Annotated in this window: 16 protein-coding genes and 1 riboswitch; of the genes, 11 read left to right on the top strand and 5 right to left on the bottom strand. The window is 43.6% G+C overall.

All coding sequences use genetic code 11. The features are described 5' to 3' along the window. Positions 1-91 precede the first annotated feature (91 nt). The 4 genes from IEY34_RS29730 to IEY34_RS29715 all read left to right on the top strand — a co-directional run bounded on the left by IEY34_RS29730 (position 92) and on the right by IEY34_RS29715 (position 3,137). Positions 92-475: a hypothetical protein gene (locus IEY34_RS29730; protein WP_189018934.1), complete on the top strand. Its 384-nt coding sequence runs from the start codon at positions 92-94 to the stop codon at positions 473-475. Between the two features lie 88 nt (positions 476-563). Next, positions 564-2,153, top strand: a complete 1,590-nt coding sequence (locus IEY34_RS29725) for a tape measure protein (RefSeq protein ID WP_189018932.1) — start codon at positions 564-566, stop codon at positions 2,151-2,153. Continuing rightward, positions 2,150-2,686, top strand: a complete 537-nt coding sequence (locus IEY34_RS29720; RefSeq protein ID WP_189018930.1) for a hypothetical protein — start codon at positions 2,150-2,152, stop codon at positions 2,684-2,686. The genes IEY34_RS29725 and IEY34_RS29720 overlap by 4 nt, the downstream gene beginning before the upstream one ends. A 16-nt stretch (positions 2,687-2,702) precedes the next feature. Further along, positions 2,703-3,137 (top strand): phBC6A51 family helix-turn-helix protein, encoded by a 435-nt coding sequence (locus tag IEY34_RS29715; protein WP_189018928.1) that lies wholly within the window; start codon positions 2,703-2,705, stop codon positions 3,135-3,137. Positions 3,138-3,812: 675 nt separating this feature from the next. Here IEY34_RS29715 and IEY34_RS29710 read toward each other — a convergent pair. Beyond that, complete coding sequence (locus IEY34_RS29710) at positions 3,813-4,439, bottom strand: hypothetical protein (protein ID WP_189018926.1); 627 nt, start codon at positions 4,437-4,439, stop codon at positions 3,813-3,815. A 449-nt stretch (positions 4,440-4,888) separates the two neighbouring features. Between IEY34_RS29710 and IEY34_RS29705 the strand changes: the two genes are divergently transcribed. After that, positions 4,889-5,323, top strand: a complete 435-nt coding sequence (locus IEY34_RS29705; protein ID WP_189018924.1) for a hypothetical protein — start codon at positions 4,889-4,891, stop codon at positions 5,321-5,323. Between the two features lie 117 nt (positions 5,324-5,440). Here the strand turns inward: IEY34_RS29705 and IEY34_RS29700 are convergent, their stop codons facing one another. The 3 genes from IEY34_RS29700 to IEY34_RS29690 all read right to left on the bottom strand — a co-directional run bounded on the left by IEY34_RS29700 (position 5,441) and on the right by IEY34_RS29690 (position 7,801). After that, the gene (locus IEY34_RS29700; protein ID WP_189018922.1) at positions 5,441-6,793 is read right to left on the bottom strand and encodes a right-handed parallel beta-helix repeat-containing protein; all 1,353 of its coding nucleotides are present in this window, start codon (positions 6,791-6,793) and stop codon (positions 5,441-5,443) included. A gap of 522 nt (positions 6,794-7,315) precedes the next feature. Continuing rightward, positions 7,316-7,585 carry a hypothetical protein gene (locus IEY34_RS29695; RefSeq protein WP_189018921.1) on the bottom strand — a complete coding sequence of 90 codons (270 nt, stop codon included), beginning with the start codon at positions 7,583-7,585 and terminating at the stop codon, positions 7,316-7,318. Between the two features lie 27 nt (positions 7,586-7,612). Next, the gene (locus IEY34_RS29690) at positions 7,613-7,801 is read right to left on the bottom strand and encodes a YjzC family protein (RefSeq protein ID WP_189018919.1); all 189 of its coding nucleotides are present in this window, start codon (positions 7,799-7,801) and stop codon (positions 7,613-7,615) included. 241 nt (positions 7,802-8,042) lie between these two features. On the opposite strand from IEY34_RS29690, the gene rpsF reads away from it, so the two are divergent. From rpsF to IEY34_RS29665, 5 genes are all read left to right on the top strand, one after another. Continuing rightward, positions 8,043-8,330, top strand: a complete 288-nt coding sequence (gene rpsF, locus IEY34_RS29685; RefSeq protein ID WP_173221841.1) for a 30S ribosomal protein S6 — start codon at positions 8,043-8,045, stop codon at positions 8,328-8,330. 35 nt (positions 8,331-8,365) lie between these two features. Continuing rightward, on the top strand, positions 8,366-8,851 hold the full coding sequence (gene ssb / locus IEY34_RS29680; RefSeq protein WP_173221843.1) for a single-stranded DNA-binding protein: 486 nt from the start codon (positions 8,366-8,368) through the stop codon (positions 8,849-8,851). Positions 8,852-9,052: 201 nt separating this feature from the next. After that, a complete protein-coding gene (gene rpsR / locus IEY34_RS29675) occupies positions 9,053-9,340 on the top strand; it encodes a 30S ribosomal protein S18 (protein WP_029196139.1) in 288 nt (95 codons plus the stop codon). Between the two features lie 1,147 nt (positions 9,341-10,487). Continuing rightward, the gene (locus IEY34_RS29670) at positions 10,488-12,656 is read left to right on the top strand and encodes a hypothetical protein (protein ID WP_189018917.1); all 2,169 of its coding nucleotides are present in this window, start codon (positions 10,488-10,490) and stop codon (positions 12,654-12,656) included. Between the two features lie 1,159 nt (positions 12,657-13,815). After that, positions 13,816-13,895: riboswitch (ZMP/ZTP riboswitch) on the top strand. Between the two features lie 59 nt (positions 13,896-13,954). Then, positions 13,955-14,542, top strand: a complete 588-nt coding sequence (locus IEY34_RS29665; RefSeq protein ID WP_189018914.1) for a DJ-1/PfpI family protein — start codon at positions 13,955-13,957, stop codon at positions 14,540-14,542. Between the two features lie 166 nt (positions 14,543-14,708). Here IEY34_RS29665 and IEY34_RS29660 read toward each other — a convergent pair whose 3' ends face one another. Continuing rightward, positions 14,709-15,470 (bottom strand): metallophosphoesterase, encoded by a 762-nt coding sequence (locus IEY34_RS29660; RefSeq protein ID WP_229757908.1) that lies wholly within the window; start codon positions 15,468-15,470, stop codon positions 14,709-14,711. 361 nt (positions 15,471-15,831) lie between these two features. On the opposite strand from IEY34_RS29660, the gene murD reads away from it, so the two are divergent. Beyond that, the gene (gene murD / locus IEY34_RS29655) at positions 15,832-17,172 is read left to right on the top strand and encodes a UDP-N-acetylmuramoyl-L-alanine--D-glutamate ligase (protein WP_189018910.1); all 1,341 of its coding nucleotides are present in this window, start codon (positions 15,832-15,834) and stop codon (positions 17,170-17,172) included. The last annotated feature ends 195 nt before the right edge of the window (positions 17,173-17,367 follow it).

Genomic DNA, 17,367 nt, shown 5'->3' with positions numbered 1-17,367 from the left:
GAGACTAGGAGTCGACACGAATAGGAGAACGTGAGGAGGCTAGCGCTTAATCGCGCTGGCTTTTTAATTTAAACGGAGAGGAACGATTAAGATGGATCACAATAACGCAGAGTTAACGGACGCCCACTGGGAAGGCGTAGAAAAAGCCGGCGATATCAACGAAATTATCGCGCAGATGGTGGAACACCACGAGCTCGGAGACTATCGTTTTGAAACGCGATATCCGGAGGAGCACGCTCACTACCGGCGCATTTCTGGCGAGTTTCTAGCGTCTGATGTGCCGCAGGTATCACGTCTTGGCTTCCGTATGGAACGTGTTCTCTTGGAACTCAACGAGACGGACAAGACATTCGCTAAACACGTGCCAGGCAAGCCAGTACCGCGCCAAGGACGAAAGCAAATCGATCTCATGACGCGCGCATTTCAAAACTTGGCAGAAGCGTGCGACGCATTACCGGTAGGAAAGGAGAGATAAACGTATGGCTTTCGATTTAATTGCACGTCTAGTACTACACGACGGATTTACCGGTCCAGCAACGCGGATGATGAGCAAAATGAACTCTATGGCAACTAGTCTAACTAAAGTAGCGACCGCGACCGCGGCATTAACTGCGGGAACTGCGGCAATAGCCGGCACTGCGGGCGCGATTAAACTCGTTACTGAGAGTCTTAAAGGCGCGTCACAGATTGAGCAGAATACTGTAGCAATTGAGCACTTCGCGGGTCTGACGCTAGGTGCAGAGAAGGCGAAAGAAGCAACGAAAGGTTACATTGATTACCTGAACCAAAACGCCAATCTGACGCCATTTGAAACCGGTGACGTCATGAACGCCGGACGCCGTTTGATTAACGTTACGAGCGGCGATATGGACGGCGCTAAGAAGCTACTGACAATTTCCGAAAATATGGCTGCCTTGAATCCCGGAAAGTCGCTGATGGACGCGGTTGAAGCTTTGGCCGACATGAAAACGGGCGAATTTGAGCGTATGAAAGAGTTCGGGTTCAAGATCTCCGCGAAGGATCTCGAAAAGGCCGGCGGAGGCACTAAAGGCGCGATGAAACTCATGATGACAGACGTCGCGAAAACGTTCGAAGGCGGCTCGGACAAGCTATCAAAAACGGCGCTTGGCTCGTGGTCAACGATAACAGGGACCGTGCAGAGCGGAATATCACAAATGGGCGTCAAATCGCTTGAAACGATCAAACCGCAGCTCGAAAAGATCGCACGATTCCTATCAAATGGTGGTGCGGATAAGTTATTCGATGCGGGCTCGCGGTTAATGGCGCGCATGTTCGACGGAATCATTACCGCGGCTCAGCGAGGTTGGTCGTATGTACAGACGCGATACCTGAACAATCCGGAGTTTTTAAAAATCCGCGATATCCCGGGAAAAGTAACCTTCGTGGTAGACGACTTGCTCCAAATTTTTAATACGTATATGGAGAATACCGGATACGCAAAGGTTGAGAGTATGACTGAAAAGCTAACTAATGCTCTTTCGCGTTCGATTATGGACAACGCTCCGAAGCTAATAGAGCCAAGCCTGTCCTTAGGCGCTAAGATTGCCGAGGGGATTACGAAAGGCCTCGCTCAAGCACTGGCGGCCCACCCACTCGGTAGTGCAGTACTTGGCGCGATCGCCGGAGGAAGATTTGGCGGTGTTTATGGTGCAGCGATCGGAGCCGGTGCGGGGGTTATTGGTTCGCAAATCGCCGATTCGTATGTTGATCGACTCAACCGCGATAAATTCTTCCAGAACGGAGGAGTTAACGGCTGGATTGACCGTAGTAGAGGCGTTACCGATCAGGTAACTACTTCGCCGGTAAGCCCGCTGATAACCGATCCTAGTGACGGTACGATTACGTTGCCGAACTCTGTTATGGATCGGTTTAATTCGAGATCTGCTGAGCCTAACGGTCACTCTGCTGGCCTTTCGCGGGTACCTTACGATAATTATCCGGCTCGTCTTCATGAAGGAGAAACGGTCTTGCGCAAATCTGAAGCAGATTCGTACCGAAATGGAGGAGGCGGTGGAGGTAACATCACAGTCACCGGCAACACATTCAATGTACGCGCTGAGTCGGACATCGACGCTATTGCGAAAGCACTCGCGACTCAAGCGTGGGAAGCGAGAGGGGCGGTAGTACGATGATGGAGACAATTGAGGAAATACGCTTTATAACCGCTGAATTAGGAGAGCGAGTGAGGCAGATACGGACAGAACGAGGCCAGTTACCGGAACCGCCTGACGATTTCGTATCGGTACCGTTATCAATCGTACTAACTGAGCGATTGAAACCGTTTGAGCAAATCGCGATTAAGTATGCCGGCATCATTGCGGAGGGTCATCTGATCTCAATTGACATGTCAAAGCTTGTAGAGTATCGCAAGACAGCGGCGCTTCTCTATATGTCAGTCGGCTTCGAAACGGGAATGTACGCGAGCATGGTAGATATGATACTCCGTGAAATGGATCGAGTTAATAGCGCTTTAGAAAGCGGTAATACCGATGATACTCACGCTGGGGAAGTATTGCGTTTTCTACATTTCGCGATAGAGATGATGCGCGGACATAGTTCGGTTGCCGATGCGGAATCCAAGCGACTTAAAGAGGATGCCGAAGTGTTAGAAACGGAGCTATCCGCAGCCTGGGCGCATTATGAGACGATAAAACACGAAATTTAGACGGAGGGGATAGCGTATGAGTAAGCGAAGGAGCGTTTTAGAAGCACAAATCACCGCTCAACAACGGAAAGCGGCCGATTTAATGGCGGAGAATGCCTGGCACGGCATCGTTGAAGGCGTAGAAAAGAAGACAATGCAACAGATCGCGGAGGAAGTAGGCGTAAGTAGGCGGACGCTTTACGAATGGAAAGAGAAAGAGGAGTTCGGCGAGTACCTAAACTACGTATCCGATACGCAACTTAGCGCGATGAGGATGGAAGCGAATGCGGCTGTCATGCGCCTAATAAAAGCAGGCAGCGTAAAGGCGCTCGCGTTGTACTATCAAAGACATGCGCTCCTTACGAATGTTACCGAAATTAAGGATTTACGCGAATCTGACGGACCGAAACGTAAGACCGAAGACGAGATCCGCCAAGATATCGCTGATTTAGACGCGATGATGAACGGGTAAGCGTGCAATAAACTAAGCGCCAGTATAACGCCTAAAAACGTTGTGCTGGCGCTATTTTTTTGTTTACGGAGGTATGCGCAGAATTGCACAGAAACGCGACTTCATACTGTTGTAAATACCGTTGTATTTACGCTATTTCACGGGCGAGGAGCTCCGGATGGGCGTGCGATTGTAACTCAGGGGGGGTCAAGTAGGATAGCGGCAGAGATACGCGATTGGCGGGTGTTTACGATACAATTCGTATTGATGCGCGTGTGTCAAGCGGTATTTCCTATGCAACTTTTATACATTTTAATCAGTAGACTTGTGTATAAAATCAAATATTTTGTACATATGTCTGAGACCGCGTCATATCTAAGAAATAGCGTAATGATACGCCTTTTCGGCGTATTTTTGCGACCTTTATTTATGCGTTTCGTATGCATAAGCGTATAATACCCGTTTTTGATACGTTAAGGCGCATATGCATAGTAGGTAGGCGGTGTCAAGCGTTAGTTTTATGCAGCGTTTATGTATACGGATTGTATCGCGATGGGCGGCGGAAACCGATCGGATGGCGCCCGTTTTGTCAAGCGTTTATTTTACGGTGACCCCCCAAGCCGGGGACCTCATATACGCGCGTCAGGTGCGAAGAAAATCCGCGTTTCATTTTTATCTTGGGGGACTAGAGTGATATTACGATTTAATAACCGAAGCCCCATACCATTTCATTAATAGAAAATGCACAACAGTCCGTAGATCATTAAATAATTGCCCCATAAAAATTACATTAGCAAGAAAATCGCGTTCGTTTAATGAGTTGAGGAACCAGAAACTCAACACATCGTTAGCAATAGGGTAGTTATTTGACCCATCTTTATTCTCCTGCCAAATGACAATTTCTTCATCATCACTTAGCCCAGCATTGTTAAGATAGTAGTCAATTATTTCCGCGTCTGTGTGGAAAGTACTTTTGTTTCGAATCGCATTTAAAATATTACTTTTAAATTCTTCGACTTTTTTCCCACATAGAAAGTCTAGTGCGGTATTTACTTCCGCGTTGTCATAATTCTTGATTTCAATCCTTGCTTTTCCTTTTATTGAATTAAATTGAAGTACAGACTCATATAATGCTGCCGCAGTAATCATAATACTAATTGGTTTCTCATGCTCAAGTAGTGGATCGATTCTACTTTTTGGTCTTTTGGTAAATAAATTCAAGCCGAAGTTTGCTTTTTCTAGATTTGTGATAATGTCTAGTACGACGCGTTCATCCTTATTTAACTTTTTAATATTAGCTACAGTAGTTACTACTTTTCCCATAAAATCACCTCTAGAACATTATGCGCGATTAAAGTTGGGAAATAAAGTAGCTGTTTGTAATTAATGCGCGCGAATGCTATTATAATAGTAGAAACATATTCGATAAGCGTAGAAGTAACGTAATCAGTCCGACATGTGATCGTAAGCAATACGTTGAATATAATGGGTTCCACGTGAAACATACGGAAAAATGTGACTCGAAATCAGTTAGGCGTCGCGAGGCGTGCGTGGGTTCGACTCCCACTCTTTCCGTTTCGATAACAAACATGCTAAAGCCTTCTGCGTTGATACCAACGTGGGGGGCTTTTTCTCTTTGTGAAACCATTCCTATGGTTATTACGTCTAGAATGATGAATAGAGCTTATTTGCTCTATGCGAGGATAAAAGGAAAGTAAAGTTAGCAGAATAAGTCCTGTCTGGATTTAGGCGCTGAGAAGGAGGTAATTGGTATGAAAAATTGGTTGATGATTATGGTGGTGCTAGTGGTAGTCGTTACAGGGTGTTCTAAGAAGGATACAGGGACAAATACAACAAGTCCTAGTCCAACAACAGGGGCAACCGTACAGCCCTCAGCAGGGGCTTCTGCGACGCCTAGTGGGACAAGCGGTGGTACAACAGCAACAGCTACTCCACAAGCAGGCAGCAAGGACGCAGTGAAGGATGAGCCACTTCCGAAAATTACGAAGGAACAAGCCGATAAGATAAACATGACGGGTACTTATGATGATCTGGTTAAACAAACAGGCGCTAAAGGCAAGTTAGTTAAAGATGAGAATGGCAAGAAGACCTATGATTTCGAAATATCCAATCAACCGGGTTATTATTTGGAAGTTGTGTTTTTCGATGACGGCAAGATTTCGGAGAAAAGGGTATTCCAAAAATAAGCAGAAGGCCGCGCAACTGGAATCCGTTGCGCGGCCTTTTTTTGTGTCATCTGACGAGTTTGGAAATGCACATTGGGCAAAGCTATGAAGTAGGACGGAATAGATCAGTTATCTTGCTTACAGGGCTGAAGTTACAGTGTCCTTGCCCTTATCGATGATCTTCTCGCCATTACCTGTGCCAAGGTTCCCGAATAGCACTGTTTCCTGGCAGTTCGCATCTGTAATGCGAATCGGTGCTTTGGTGCAGCGGTTTAGACTGTTGCTGGTGACTTGGTTTCTATCGCAGAAAGAACCGGCGCCTTTGCCTTCCGAGGCGAGGAGAATCGCATCACCCTTACAGCCCTGAACCGTATTATGCCAAATTTGATTGTCATAGGCATTGATGAGATGAAGAGCTGCTACGCCGATGGTTTGCAATTGGTTATCCGAGATTTGATTATAATGAGGCCGTTCCTTCTGGCGATCGGCCGATCCTAACAGTTGAATGCCGCTATCATCTATGTCACTTAACACATTGGAAGATATGATGTTGGATATACAATTGCCCTTGAGGCGGATGCCGGCAGTATAGCCGGTTTTGCCGCTAGAGTTGGTGAAGTTCTCAATTATGTTGCTGGAGATCGTATTGAACTTGCACGGTTCCTCTTTGGGGGCGGATACGAGATCGATGGCGGATGTATAGCATTTTTGCATGTGATTGCGAGTGATCTCGGAATTACGGCTGCCATTGCTCATGTAGATGCAGGTTTGGAACAGCATGTTGAAATAATTTTGGGCCAGGTAATGATCGGCTGCATTACTGCACCAGATGCCGAAGCCTTGCGAATCGTAATCTAAGGTCCCTATGATTGTATCGAAGGTGCAGCCTTCAACAACGACACGCGAGGAATCGACGGATTTCACACCATTATCAATGGAGGAAAATAAGCAATCGGTGATGCGGATATCGCTCGCTAGATTGAGTGAAACTCCGCTTTCTAGCAGCGGAACGGACGTCATGCCAAAGGTGCCGACACCTTGGAAGGCCAAGCGGTGAATATGTATGTGATGAGCGGCTGATATATTCAGGATTCCGAACTTATTCATGGAAGAGCGAAGAATGCTGTTATTGCCAGTTCCCATCAAAGTAACATTGGAGCTGAGCCGCAAAGGCATTTTGACAAAATAGACGCCTGCTGGAACGAAAACGATCCCCCCAGTGATTGCCGCGGCATCCAGTGCACTTTGAATATAAGGAGCGTCATCCTCATCAAAGCGGAAATTACCGCGAGCTCCGTAGTCCTTGATGTTGTAGATCACAGAGGAAGGGGATGCAGCTTGTGCGGTTGCAGCGTTAAGAAAAACGTCTCCCGTGGCCAAAGCTAGTCCTGCAGCACCCAAGGTAGACAAGAGCTTCCTACGGCTAATCGAGCTAGAAGGGGCGGGTTGCAGGGATGGATCCGTCGGATGTTTATGATTATTCGTGTCCAAAAGGTCACCTCATTGATAGATTGGTAGATATAGTAAATTATAAGGCATAGTTGTCTGTACGGGAAGAGTGAACGCGAAAAAGAGGCTGTCCCAAAGTCAATTTGTATGACTTTGAGGACAGCCTCGGCGTTTTGAGGAATAAGAGGGTAGCGGTACAGTTGGAAAGCAGCGTTAACAGGTCAAACTGAGCCTCGGAGTCGATAAACCTCTGGCCACCGAGCCTTGTTCCGAATGCCTGTCCCCAATCCCTGTTCCCAATCCCCATACAATCCATCAGTCATTCTAATGAACTGTATGATGCTTATAGACGGGAAATTGGCTTGTTTGGCGATCCAAGGAACTGAATTGGCGCTATAGAGTCGCTTTTAGGCGAATTGGTGATCTTTTTGTTGGGATAACGCTCTGGAAATTCGTTGGACTTTCTAAAACGGCCTTTTTGATCAAATAAAAGTTGCTGAATTCGTAAGAGGGGGCTTGGCTCAAGGTTCATTGATTTTGGAGACAATCCCTCTTCAGAGACAACTAGTCGGCTCGTTTATTCCTGTAGCTGACAGAGTAGCGGTCAATGACATAGCCGACTAGTGACCAGGAAGCAATAGTCAATGCGTAGATGATAAGCATCCTAAACATGGAGATTTCATAAATATCAGTAAATGTGGACGCGAACCACGCTGGCACACTAAGGGCATAGAAGATCATATAGAAGGCATCGTGATCATGAAATAAATAATGCATCAAGCATAGGGCTGCGCCAATAAAAGTGAACAGCCACGTAAATGTTGTTGTTTTCATGGAGTCATTCTCCTTGTCATGGTCGAACTACTGCCTTAACCCCTTGCGGTGCCATTTGCGATTATGGTTGCTAGTTGCCGGAAAAGTGTCGCCTTTTTTCAAGCTTACGGTTTTGGGGTTATTAATGCCCATATGAAAGGCATTCTCGCCAATTTCCATATACTCACCATCATTAGGAACATGATCGCCTTCGTTAAAATGTGTCCATTCACCCACAATAATCACCTCTTCATGAGAATTATAATCGTAGTTAGATTACCCCTAGAAGAGGGAAGCATGTATGTAGACCGTTACCATGTTCATCCTTTGCACTTTATGAGAGAAAAACTTGTAATCTGTCGCTCGATTTGCTATAGTATTCAGGTGCGAGTTTTGAATAAGAATCCTCGCTCCTTGCTCCTTCGCTTGTCTAACAAGTTAGAATAGGAGCCGCTTAGTCCAAAAGGAGGTGAAATACATGCGCAAATATGAAATGATGTACATCATTCGTACTGACATTGAGCAAGAAGTTGTTCAATCTACAGTAGAAAAGTTCCAAGGCATCATCACGAACGGTGGAGGAGAAGTCTCCAAACATGACCTGATGGGCAAACGCCGTCTTGCGTATGAGATCAATAAGTTCCGTGACGGGCACTATGTGCTGGTACACTTCAACGCAGAACCTGCTGTTGTAACTGAACTTGATCGCGTACTTAAGATTTCGGATGAAGTTATCCGTCACTTAATCACAAACGACGTAGCTTAAATGCATGCCAGTATTTTCGTCAGGGGGAATGTCCGATGTTGAACCGTGTTATTCTTATCGGTAGATTGACCAAAGATCCAGAGCTTCGCTATACGCCAGCTGGTGTAGCCGTTACGCAGTTTACTCTTGCAGTAGACCGTCCTTTCACAAGTGGAGGTTCGAAAGAACGAGAAGCGGACTTTATCAATATCGTCACGTGGAGGCAGCTTGCCGAAACATGCGCGAACTATTTGCGTAAAGGTCGTTTGACAGCAGTGGAAGGCCGCATTCAGGTACGGAATTACGATAATAATGAGGGCAAACGTGTATACGTGACCGAAGTTATTGCCGATAATGTACGCTTCCTTGAATCGAGTAACAGTGCCGGAAGTCGTGAAGAAAGCGGATCATCTAACTCTAACGCTAGCTACGGCGGCGGAAGCGGTAGTGGCAATCGTGGCGGTGGATCGCGCGAGCAGCAGGATCCTTTCATTGATGACGGAAAACCGATCGATATTTCCGATGATGACTTGCCATTCTGACCGGCGTACAGGTGTGCAATCTGAAAAAAACCGTAAAACCCGTATTATATATGAGGTTTTATATGATAAGTAGTGTGTAATCTGAGATAAGATATACTGAGAATTATACTTGATTATCAACGGCGAGAAATTTAGTGTGCAATCTGTGCAATATGGGAAGATGGACTACAATTCTAAAGTAGAAAGGACTGAGAAGACACAATGGCTTTCCAAAAAAGAGATAACAATAGTGAAGATCGCGGCGATCGCAAGTTTGCTCCTCGTGGCAAAGGCGGTAAAGGTAAACGTCGTAAGGTATGTTACTTCACAGTAAACAAAATCAAACACATTGATTATAAAGATATCGAAACGCTTAAGAAGTTTATCAGCGAGCGAGGGAAGATCCTTCCTAGACGTGTAACTGGTACTTCCGCTAAGTACCAACGTGCGTTGACGATCGCTATCAAGCGTTCCCGTACAATCGCGTTGCTTCCTTATACAACGGAATAAAACTTTAAAAAGAGTAACTGGAAACCAGTTACTCTTTTTTTATTTGAAATATACAAAGCAGTTTAAGAGCTGGTTACACTACATAAACATGACAAATATAAGCAACAATAACCGCACCAATTCAACACCTTCAGTTAAATACTTTATTTTCAGGTACAACCACAGTAATGAGCAAGTCTGATTATTATTGTAAAATTCGAGATGACCACACGAAAATAAACAGGGAGCATTGCCGCGGTAGTTGCTCCCTGTCTTCATTGAAGTAAAGAACAATATAGCATAATACAGACTACAAGGCAGCGGACATAAATCGGCTGCCTTTTTCCTTTGCTTATGGGCTGTTTACTTCTTCGATATTTGAGAAGATAAAATGAGGTAATCACTTTTAGGGGGATGGGGACAAGGCTAATATCCTGAATTTGTAAATTGGTGATATAATAAGGAGATAGCGGAAGGTAGCTATAAGTTGTTAAGAAAAGAATAATTTCATCAAAGTGGATGAGAAAGTATGTATGAATATTGATTTAGTCAAGCTACGCCCAGGTGGAAATATGCAGTTTCTTACGAGTGATGCTTTTATGTCACTTTCTCCAACTCGTGTAGGGTGTGTGGTTGAGATATATCGCGTAGAAGTTTATAGTTAACAGTGTTTGGTGAAGTATTTCTCCTTTGCTCAGGATGAGAGCGACTATAAGAATAAGGCGCTGCGAGATACGACTAAAGTTTCAGTGCTTTTGCATAACAATAACATTGATTCTGTAGCTTAGATATACGAATCAGACGTGTGTGGCTTATGCGTAGTAAGGTCGTGCGGAGTCAAATGTTACGGTATTTGCGAAATTGATAATGGCATCAAAATAAACTGTAAGTAGAGGTTTAGTTGTTTGATTCTTTGGTAAAATGGCGTGACAAATCATATCCTTCTTGATAAAATAAAATTTATGAGATGTGACTTTCACAAGATGCGTATCCACGAAAACGCTGAGTGAGGTCATCACCCATACATTCTCCTTAACTTACCGAGGATCCCTGTATGCGGCATTCAAGAGGTTCGAATTAATGTTGTGCACATTGGCACAGCTTTTTGATTATCGAAACCTCCTTGTTGGAAGTCATTTCTCAAATTCCAACAAGGAGGTTTTTTGGTTTGAAAAGAAAAGAATTTGCTAGGCTGTCGGCTCTTGAAGCGTTGAAGCGTAGTAAGTCAGCTCCGACAATCGTTGTTATTGGTCCATCCACATCCGGCAAAAGTACTCTAATTTACGCTTTGGTAAATCACAGAATAATCGGATTCATCAAAGTAGGAATTGGAAACAAGAGCCAAACCACTATCATTCCATGCAACTTTGTATTCGATGAGCGTATTGAAAAAGATGAGCATTTTGCGATGCATGTGCGAATCAAAGATTTTTCGGTAAAGGATGTACACATTGAAATACTTGAACAACTGGCAAGACTGTTCACGAGTAACGAAATGTGTGCGGAGGATACCTTGGAGTCCATTGATGAGAATTGGTTCAAGAGTATTTTGGAGCCGGAAGATGCTTCATACCATTTGGGAAATATCAAGGATAAGATATCAGTCGATGAATTCAAGGAATCAATTGCGGATGCCTTAGATAAAATCGAAAACATCGAGCCATCGTTTTCTGAACGTGTGAAAATTAAGAAGAAGGAACTAACTCAGCAGAAAGTAAAAATTTCTGATATAAGAAAAATGGTCTTTGAGGATATATGGGAAACCATGGAGACTGATCTGCTGGGTAGATATTTTAATTGGCTTAATACTATTGGAGTGCAGATTACAAATGATCTTAATAATTTGCTGAATTCAGATAGAGCAATTGGGGATATTTGCGAGTATAGCGTGAATGAAAATGAAGCCTTTTTGTATGGAGGAACGATTTTAGAAAAGCTGTTTGATCCCTTTCAGCCATTCAGCTTGATTATTGAGGATATCACCTTGGCTTGTAGGCCCCGAAGGGAGATTATCGATCGATCAGAGGAGCGCATTCCGTTAAGATTTTGTTTGCGTGATACAATGGGGCTTACTCAAATTGGGATGGACAGTAACTCGATTAAGGATGCATTGGATATTGCTTTGAATTGTAGTCCTGATAGTATCTTACTTCTCTTAAATCTCGAAGAACGTGATGATGTAATTGCAGAAAGCTGTAGTGCCATTGAAGAGAAGCTTTCTAAGGCTTCTAGGCTGAATGTCCCTGTAAACGTTATATTCACAAAAGCTGATCGGATTATTGGAAACCTTATTAATAAAGCTGACAAAGATACGGTTGTGATTAGGCAGAACAATTATGATGCAAATATTCTTGATGCAATAAATATGATGGAAAATTCTATCAAGCAATATTTAACAAGGTTTTCTCAGGACAATTTGACATGGTTATCATTAAGGTATTTGGAAGAGAGCATAGATCCGATTCAACTTGCACTAAAGCACCATGGTAGCGATAGACTTGTGCGTTTTACTCCAGACGGATTATATCAAAATATTGACGAAATGATCCGCGAAACACAACGGCGCATTCTTCCTGTTGGTATCACAACGCCGCTCTTTGTTACAGCTATTAATGCGGATGCTCCGGTTATTGAGATGAAGCTTGCAGGACAACTTATTTCAAATATTTTTAATTTAATAAAATTTAATCTAACTGAAGATAAGGCGACAGTCAATGGATACACGATTACAACGAAATATGCTCTGAGCGGAAGAAGCGTCGTTGCATATTATAACAAACTGCAACGAGGGCAAGGTCATACGACTAGAGCTAACGTTTACGGAAATTTCAGCATCAACATGAAAAGAATGTTAAATAATATCCTTTCAAAAGAAATTCGTGACTTTCATACATTATTTGAAGTGCAGGCTGTTAGCACAGTTCTTGATAATCTTGAAGCTACAGAAGTTGAGCATTTGGTTGAGACATTCAATAAGAATCAACAATATCAGGAGCTTGCATTTAATAATATTAATCCTGAGTTAGTAAGCGGATGGTCAGATAAGCAAAGAAATACGCAGATTTTACATCGGGCACTGAGAGATTATTTCAGTTCCATCGAGAAGTATAATATGGTTATGGACAAAGTTGCTTTTAATTTGTCCTATGGTAATGAACGAATAAGGAAAGAAATTGATAAGATATATCAAAAGCCTATTAGCTACGACCAGACAATGCGTGAGATGCAGGAAACTTATAAGAATATATTTGCAACTCAGGATTTTGCAGATATTATCGCAGAGGAGATCGGTAAAGCTATGACTGATCTTGTGAATAAGATGATAATTAATATTTAGTATGAGATTATAATACAATATGATATTCATTTTTACGCGATAAACTTAAAGTGTGGATCAGCAATAAATCGTTACGAAAGGCCACTTTCAGAGCAAAACGAAAGTGGCCTTTCTGTTAAGAGAGACCTGCCTCTAGGGATGAGGTTAATAACAAAAATGGTTTTATTACTATGTTAGCTTCTATTATCGATTTTAGGCCGAGGTTTGCATCGGCCACTATCATTCTTTCACCATCCCTTCGTCAAAATTGAAATGAGGACATTGATAAAATGTGTGGGAGAGAAAAGCGGAGGCTAAATCGCTGCAACTCCTTTCCTTTCTATATTCGAAGCCCTCTCGCCGGGCTGTAGTCGATGAAAAGACCAAGTTGCCCATCCCTTTTCAAATGGGTGCCCCTACTTAATATAATTAAAGTTTATGACGAAATCTGAAGGTGTTTTTGAGATGAATTTCAAGCTTCACTAAACAAAACCATGATTCACTACGTCAATGAGGAAAGGGAGGTGTATATTTAAACAAGTTGGTCATTGTACTTTTGATGGCTTTTTTGAATGCCTGTCAGTCTGTGGAAACAGGCGAACCAATGACTGCTAATACACAAACTACTTCATCAGTCACAGAAACCGCAAAAACGAACTGTTCTCCGTTCGTATTTCCGTCCCAGAGCAAGCTAAGGTAGACGAAGCGTTTACAATTGATCTTGAATTAAAGAACGAAGCTAACCGGGAGATGGGAGTAGCAAGTGGAAAGCTTGAAATGGAAATAACTTCAGGTATTATTTGTATCGATGGTTATGAGGTTGATGAAGCTAGATTCATACCGGTAGAATAAGCATTACGAGATCCATTGGTAATCGATTTAACGAAAGAAATGATACTCGCACATCGTTCGAATAATAAGGGATTGCGTCAATTGCAGAGAACAGTCCAAACTAACAATAGCTGGACTAAATATGAAGTTTTAGCTTGAAATTCAATTGAGGTATTAAGTATCGGGAGACGTTAGTTCAGGAATTAAAAAGTGAGGCTGCCGCGAAATTCATCGGGCAGCCTCATTAAGCTAAAGGGCAGTTAAATGATGCAACGAAAACTCTAATTTGGTTCAGAAAATAAATAGTTGAGATTTTTGTAATATTCTGGTATAAACAAATTAGGTATTTTTTGGTATGTGTGACTGGCGAAAGCGTGGATTACCACGAGGAAGCACATATCTCATACGCCGTTCGCCTGGGCAAAGTATTTGATCTTAGATCAGATGCTTTTTTTGTTTTCAATTTTAAGCGAGGCGGGGTGCGGAGTATGAAAATTGCTTATATTATGTTTGACCAGATGACTACTATGGATTTTGCAGGCTTTTACGAAGTAGTTGCTTGGATGGCCGTGTTAGGGAAAAAGGAGAATATGTCTTGGGACTTTTGTTCAAACAAGGAGGAAATCACTGACGATCGTGGTATGAAAATTAAGATACCAAATGTCTATCCAAATTTATCTAAATATGACTTAGTATTTATTCCGGGAGGTATGTCAACAAGAAAACTGAGAAACGATTCTGAGTTTATTTCATGGATTCAAACATCAATAGACGTAGAATATAAGGTTTCTATTTGTACAGGTTCTCTGTTGATGGGTGCGGCAGGTTTTTTGACTGGAAAAAGGGCTACGACGAATCCATCCGCATATGAACTTTTAAGTCCGTATTGTTCAGAAGTAATAAAAAAGCGTATTGTAAGGGAAGGTAACATTTTTATGGGTGGAGGTGCTGGGGCTTCAATGGATATGGGTCTCTTTTTCGTTGAATCAGTCACCGATGAAAGTTTTGTTAAACTTGTACAAGAAAAAGTAGATTATCCTTTCTATAAGGTAGGAAATCTTTTGAATAATTATTAGTTTTTAGTTACTTTATATCATTTGATAAACATGACTTAGGTAGTTTGTTACGCTAACGAGGAACGATAGCTCAATTACCTTCAAGTCAAGGGCTGCCGGGCAAACCGACAGCCTTTTCTCTTGCGATTATTCGAACAGGCTTACCCAATTTCATCAGTGTTTCAAGTTATAAATAGTGCATCGTTATCTCACTTCTGACTAAAAATCTTGCATTAATACCCGTCTGCCCAATTCCCTTAGATATGTAGTATGCCCCATATTGATTTTTATGTAGACCCTTATATATCCCCATTCTAGGCAATTTTCCCGCGTCTTTAACTCTAAACAAAAATGGAATATTAAATTGTTTACCATGTAGATGTCCAGCCATTAAATAATCAAAGTGTTTGTTCAAATGTAGAACAATGTTAGGATCGTGAGTAATAACGATTTTCGTTTTAGTATGATCAACATTTTGAAAAGATGTTTCTATGTTGCTTTTGCCTGAATCAAAGTCATCAATTCCAATTAAATCAAATTGATCAATCTGTACCGATTCATTTCTTAATAGATGTAATCCATACTTCCTTAATAGATTGATTAAATCCATTACATTCTTTTGCTGGTAATCATGGTTTCCAAGGACACAATAAATCGGTACATTACATATAGTCATTGCTCTTAGATACTTTTCTAGCTTGGAGAGGCTTTTACGATATTTGGTAAAATCACCTGTAACAAATATAAGGTTTGGCTTTTCACCATTGATAATGGTCGCAATTTTTGTTGGACTTATTCTTAATCTTTCTACATGCAAATCACTAATCTGAAGGATTTTCAAATTTAAATCTAGAGGATATTTAATCCGCTCAATTTTCAACCATTGTGTAGGTAAGATAAAACATATATACAACAAGAGTATTAGAATCAATATGTATAAATAAATCAATTCACCATTCTCCTCACATAGAAGATTCATTTTGTTGAAGTAATATTTATTCTAGATAAATCTGGAATATCCCTTCCTTTCTAAGTGAAACAAATGAGATACTATCCGAACTGAACAGTCTTTAGAATGATGTTGAGGTTACAGCATTATCTAAATAAAAGAGAAGTTTGATTAGCAGCATCATCACAGGATGGTGCTTTTTTGGTTGCCCACGGGAGCTTCTAGGAGCCTGTCGGGTGACAAGAAAATAGTCCGATTGCCGACAACGAGACATATACGGTGGGTCCATTTCACTAACGGGTAGGATAGTTCCAATATGTGGTATATTTGATTAAATGACATTTTCTAAGCGGAGGTGCTTATGAATCCTGATTTTGACACCTATATCCAATCGCTGGCCGGTCGGGACGTGACCGTCATCGGCGCCGGCGTCAGCAATTCACCATTGATCCGCATGCTGTGCTCGGCCGGGGCGCACGTCACCGTGCGCGACCGCAACCCGGCCTTGCCCCGGGAGGAGTGGGACAATCTAGGCGCCGGGTTGCGTCTGGGGGAGAATTATCTGGATCGCATTGGGGGCGACGTAGTGTTCCGCACTCCGGGCATGCGCCCAGACCATCCGGCGTTGGACTCGGCCCGCGCTGGCGGCAGCCGTGTGACCAGTGAGATGGAGGAGTTCTTTACGCTGTGTCCTTGTCCTATTTTCGGCGTGACCGGTTCGGACGGTAAGACAACCACCACGTCGTTGATTGCAGACATGCTGGCTGACGGGGGGCGTACGGTTCATCTGGGCGGCAACATTGGCACGCCACTTCTGACGCGCGCGGGCGAGATGTCGCCGCTGGATGCGTGCGCGGTCGAGCTGTCCAGCTTCCAGCTGATGGACATGACGCGCTCTCCCCATGTGGCGGTGATTACCAACCTCTCGCCCAATCACCTCGACTGGCACCGCGACATGGATGAATATACCGCCGCCAAGCGCCACCTGTTGGATTTTCAGAGTGCTAACGACTTTGCCGTCCTAAACGGCGACAATCCGGCGACCGCCGAACTGCGCGGGCGGGGACGGACCAAGTATTTCGGCGTGCACACTGTCCACGATGGCATAATCGACGGTCTGATACCCATCAGTGATATTCGTTTGCCGGGTTGGTATAACGTGGAGAACGTTATGGCTGCCATGACCGCCGTGCGGGGGATCGTATCTGACGAGGCAATTCTGGAGACGGTGCGCAACTTCGTCGGCGTGGAGCACCGAAACCAGTGGGTAGCAACTGTGGGTGGCGTGCATTATTACAACAATTCAATCGGCTCCAGCCCCGCCCGTACCGTCGCCACGCTGCATGCGCATGTGGGCCGAGTGCTGCTGATCGCCGGCGGGCGAGATAAGAAAGTATCGTTTGACGAGATGGCTAGGCTGCTGCCTGATCATGTCAAGGTGCTGCTGTTGATCGGAGAAGCGGCCAGTCAAATCGAGGCAGCTGTGCGCAGAGTGCCGAGTTGCCCGCCTATTGTCCGCTGCGAAGGCCTGGCCGAAGCAGTGGCGCAGGCGCACAAGCTGGCCGTACCGGGCGACACTGTGCTGCTGAGTCCTGCATGTACTGCGTTTGACCAATATCGTAACTTTGAAGAGCGCGGGCGTCACTTTGTAGACCTGGTCGGGTCGCTGCACCGGTCGGTCGGAGGGAAAGGATTGAATTGAACAAGACATGGGCGTTTGCCGGGAAAAGCTGATTGCCCTGATTTATTTTCATTTATAGATAGTTCTTAAGAACTCAAACTTCGCAGAGCGAAATTAGTCTTAAATCCTTGATACATATAGCAGAACCAGGATAATGATTGACCTCTTGCTAAAATAGAAAAACACCGCTTCGGTTTGGTATAGTGATTGTGACGA

It is taken from the genome of Paenibacillus marchantiophytorum (assembly GCF_014640555.1).
Taxonomy (GTDB): domain Bacteria; phylum Bacillota; class Bacilli; order Paenibacillales; family NBRC-103111; genus Paenibacillus_E; species Paenibacillus_E marchantiophytorum.
This window is presented reverse-complemented; position numbering and strand designations above follow the sequence as displayed.